We start from the raw sequence: 4010 nt of genomic DNA, 5'->3' as shown, positions 1-4010 counted from the left end.
CAACGACCTCCTGAAGACCCCCGACTGATCACAACCTCACACAGTCCCTAGTCGGGGGCAGACGCCTCCGGGGGCGGCTCCGTGAGGGGTGGTGTGGGTGTGCACGGGGGCCTTCCCTTGCGGGAGTGATAGCGGACAGCGGCGCGACGCTCCGGGATCGAGCGCAGCTACCCAGCCGGAAGACGACGCTACGGGCCCGACCGGGGGTGTGGCGCAGGCCGTGAACAGCCAACACCCGCACACCCCACGGGCACTGCCACACACCCCTTGAAGAGAGATAGATAGGGGGTTGTGGCTCCGACACCGCTACGCCGCCTTCGCCGGGGACCCGGCGAGCACGAACACGTGAAGGCACGTCACGACCGGCGGGAAACCTGCGTCCGTCCACACGCCGAAGTCGCTGGGGCGCTGATAGCGGGCATAGATCCGTCCCGCGTCCTCGTCGTACTGCACGCGCACGGGGTCGTGCTCGGCGTCGATCCTCGACAGCACCCGCGCGGTCTCCATCGCGGTGAGGACACCGGGGATGTCGTGCGCCGCATCCTCGTCGTACGCCGCGACCAGTTCCCGTATCGGCACGAGCCGGTTGGCCTGGTGGTCGAGAACGTACTGTGCGGTGCGGTCGACGGCGGGCGGCAGCGCGCGGATGGGCCGACCGGGCAGCCGGTCGCCCGGCAGGGCGGGAACGAACCGCTTGGTCGCGTCCTCCGCCGCGGTGGCTCGGTGCAGACTCGCGCTGATCTCGGCGTCGCTCCACCATCCGGTGCCGTCGTCTCGACTGTCACCAGCCAGCGAAGGCACCCACCACCCCCGCGTGCGCGCCCATACGTCTTCGGAGCGTGGCCACTCGTAGCGGTCACCGTCGGCGAAACGCAGCGGGACGGCTGGCGGCGGGAACAGAGGCAGTTGAGGAACAGCGGACATAGGTGGCTCCAAGGAAGAGGCGGGGAGATGGGCTATGAGACAAGCGAGAAGTCATACACGAGGCGCCAGGCGGGCCCCAGGCCGGGCGCGTACTCAGCGGGACCGGGCACGGCGAAGTGCGGTGGGCCTGCGGGTGCTGTGGTGGGAGGAGACGTTAGGTCGGGAATCAGTGTGGACGGGTCGCTGCGACCAGCGAATTCCTCTGCCTGGGGGTCAGGTTGGGGCCAGACCCGGGGCGTCATGCCCCGATGGGCCCTCGGGTTGCCGGGAGCTGCTCCGTGTCCGCGCTGACATCGAGGGCCCTGGCATGCCGGGCCTGCGACTGGCGGGTGCGCAGCGCATGCTGCGGTGGGTGGGCAGCAGGCGGGTCGGCGACGGTCGTCTCTCTATCGGGACGGGGTCGGGGCCAGTCTGTCCGCGCCGGACTCTGGGCCGAGTGCGGGCATGGAGTTCACGCGGTCAGGCCGAACAATGTGAGTTGCCGGTTGCGGTATTTGTTGGTCACGGCCTGCCCGACGTGCTCAGTCATCGCTGTACCAAGCGGCGGCCGCGGGGCGGGCCCCTCGGCCTTCTCTAGGGCCTGGGCCCACCGGATGATCTCCTGCATCGACAGGCCCTTCTTGAAGTCGGCTGCGACTTTGGCTTCGGTCCGGGTGTATGCCGCGGCGAGTTTCGGTACGCGCCGCGCGCCGTTCACGAGGTCGTTGTTGCACGCCAGGACACGGAAACACGCAGCTCAGGCGTCGGTTCCCCCCGTCGTATGCCGGGTGGTACGGCAGACGGGAGCGGGCGATCTCACGCCACGTCTTCCGGTCGCTCCAGGCGTGGATGGGCCGCCAGGTGGTGACGTGCCGCTTGCCGTTGCTCGCCCTGCGGTTGATCTCTACCTCGGCGAGCTTCGCTCGCTGGCTGCTCTCTGCGGCGCGCTGCCCGATGCACTCCAGGATCCGCACGGGGCGGCCCAGGTGCGCGAGCTCGGCAGCGAGCCGGGTGTAGAGGGTCCAGATCGGGCCTCGCTTTACGTCCGGTGTGCACCAGCGTGCTGCACTCGACGGCCAGGCCGGCGGGACCTTTGCTGTGGTGGGGTCCTCGCCCCGCTCGATGGCTTCAATCTCTGCCTTGGCCTTGAGCTTGCCGTAGCGGATCTCGACGCGTTCGAGGAGATCGGCGCCGGGTGCCTGGACCACCTCGAACCGGCGAACCCCGGCAAGGCGTGCCTGGAGCTCGGCGAGCTCAAGGGTGCCCTCCCACTCGACCCGTCCCAGGTCTGCATGGACGACGACGACCTTGGCCAGCATCTTCAGGGCCTTTGCGCGCCGGACGACGTACGCGAGCATCGCCTGGCTGTCCTTGCCGCTACTGCTCGATATGACCAGCCAGTCGGCGTCCAGGATCAGTTCGTCGGGCACGGTTGTCCGCGGTTGGAGCGGCACGGATGCGTGCACGGTCCGTGCCTTCCTCTTCGGCTTGGGCTTCGACGCCGCCAGCGTGGCGGTCGCGGGGGCTGTCTGCAGGGTCTGGACGTCAACGGGGTCGAACAGGAGTTCGGTCTGCATGACGGGGTCCTCAAGGGTGTGGAGCGGACGGAGGGGGCGGAGCCCGGGGCGCGCAGGCCGAGCCCCGGGGCGGACGGGCGCTCTAGGCGGGGCTGTCGGCGGGGGCTTTGGTGCCGCACGTGTAGACGCCGTTCACTGCGGCGCAGCCGCTGCACGCGCCCTCGTTGCAGCACGTGGTGTAGCTGTCCTCGATCTCGTCGTCGTCGACGATGTGGCCACAGCCCGAGCAGTGGGTGACGGCAGGAGAGACCTGGAAGGCGGGTGTTGCCAGTTCGTCGTTGGTGTAGTGGTGCGGGTCGGGGACAACGGCCCCATCCCACTTGATGATCGTGCGGCGTTCGGGGTCGTAGCCGGTGACGGTGCCGAAGCGGCCGTCGGAGGCACGCCGTACGCGGCTGTACCAGGGCAGGGTGGGTGGGCAGAACGGGGCCGGGGCGGCAGCCGCAGCCGTCGGGGCGGGTTTCTCGATGGAAGCCAGGCGCGTGAAGATCAGTCCGCCTCCTGCTCCAGGAGTTGCGGCGCGCACTTGCGGGTCTTGGTCGGCCACCTGGACGGCGTGGTGGTAGCTGGTCGCCTCAACCTCGGTGATCAGGGTGCCCTCACGGTCCTTGACGGTCCACCGGTCGATGCGTCGGGCCGTCTGCGGCTCCACGGCCGCGGAGCCGACGGGGTGTCCCGCGGGGAGCTGCGCTGTGTGCGCCCGGTTGGCCGCGTTCACGCCGTGGTGGGTGAGCCGCCAGTCCGCTATGCCTCCTTCGATGAGCGCCAGTCGGCGCGGCCGGACCCACTGACGGTCGGCCATGATCTTGAGGGTTCGTCGCTTGGCGTCGGACGGGATGCGGTGCTGGGTGTCGGCGAGTGCGGCGAGCAGGAGACGGGTCTGGTAGTCGGTGGGGGTGGCGTCCCAAGCGGCCTTGTTCATGATGGAGTCCTCCTTGATGGACTGGGGGGGGTGGGATAGGGCCAGGGGCGGGGTGGTGGTCACCGCTTCCGCGGCCGGTGTGACGGTGATGGCCGGGCAGGCGCCAACAGCGGCAATCCGTCGGTCCTTGCTGGGGTGCAGCGCGTGAGGCCGGGTGGTGTCTGTGGTGTGTGGAGTGGGGTGCGCTGCTCTCCGGCTCGAAGAACGCTAGGTGCTGCGCATCAGGTATTGGGGGCCGTTGACCTGCGAAAACGTCTGCAGCCTCGCAGACAGGGCGGTGGTGTGTCGGTTCCGGGAGGGGATGGCGCGGGGCTGGGGTGCGGGGGGGATTGGTGGGGCGGTCGGCAGGCCTGGAGCGGCTGGTTTCGTTGCGCAGTCTTGGTAGCCGTGGAGAGGGGATCTCACCGAGGGGATGCTGCGCCCCGTGAACGCGCTTGCCTGACCGTCCGGTTGCGGAACGTCCTTACTGCTCTGGCACCGGTGATGCCGATGGCACGGTTGGGCTGGCCGGTTCCGGGACAAGGCAACTGGGCAGCGGCAACCGCGGGCGGTATCCGCCCGGGGCTTGTGGGGGCGGTCGGGGACCGCCCCCACGGCTGGGTCATGCG

General features: G+C 69.6%; 3 protein-coding genes. All 3 read right to left on the bottom strand.

Features of this window, described 5'->3' with window-relative positions; translation table 11 throughout:
• Window positions 1-306: 306 nt before the first annotated feature.
• Complete coding sequence (locus ACFWZ5_RS45285) at window positions 307-924, bottom strand: hypothetical protein (RefSeq protein ID WP_384893039.1); 618 nt, start codon at window positions 922-924, stop codon at window positions 307-309.
• A 521-nt stretch (window positions 925-1445) separates the two neighbouring features.
• Window positions 1446-2480, bottom strand: coding sequence for a phosphoadenosine phosphosulfate reductase family protein (locus ACFWZ5_RS45280; RefSeq protein ID WP_384893036.1), 1035 nt, complete (start codon window positions 2478-2480; stop codon window positions 1446-1448).
• A gap of 82 nt (window positions 2481-2562) precedes the next feature.
• Window positions 2563-3402 carry a hypothetical protein gene (locus tag ACFWZ5_RS45275; RefSeq protein WP_384893033.1) on the bottom strand — a complete coding sequence of 280 codons (840 nt, stop codon included), beginning with the start codon at window positions 3400-3402 and terminating at the stop codon, window positions 2563-2565.
• Window positions 3403-4010 lie beyond the last annotated feature (608 nt).

It is taken from the genome of Streptomyces sp. NPDC059003 (genome assembly GCF_042740445.1).
Classification (GTDB): Bacteria; Actinomycetota; Actinomycetes; order Streptomycetales; family Streptomycetaceae; genus Streptomyces.
This window is presented reverse-complemented; position numbering and strand designations above follow the sequence as displayed.

What these genes read in the sequence shown, in the direction of transcription:
- ACFWZ5_RS45285 (WP_384893039.1), bottom strand. Translation starts at nt 924, where the DNA reads ATGTCCGCTGTTCCTCAACTGCCTCTGTTCCCGCCGCCAGCCGTCCCG.
- ACFWZ5_RS45280 (WP_384893036.1), bottom strand. Translation starts at nt 2,480, where the DNA reads ATGCAGACCGAACTCCTGTTCGACCCCGTTGACGTCCAGACCCTGCAG.
- ACFWZ5_RS45275 (WP_384893033.1), bottom strand. Translation starts at nt 3,402, where the DNA reads ATGAACAAGGCCGCTTGGGACGCCACCCCCACCGACTACCAGACCCGT.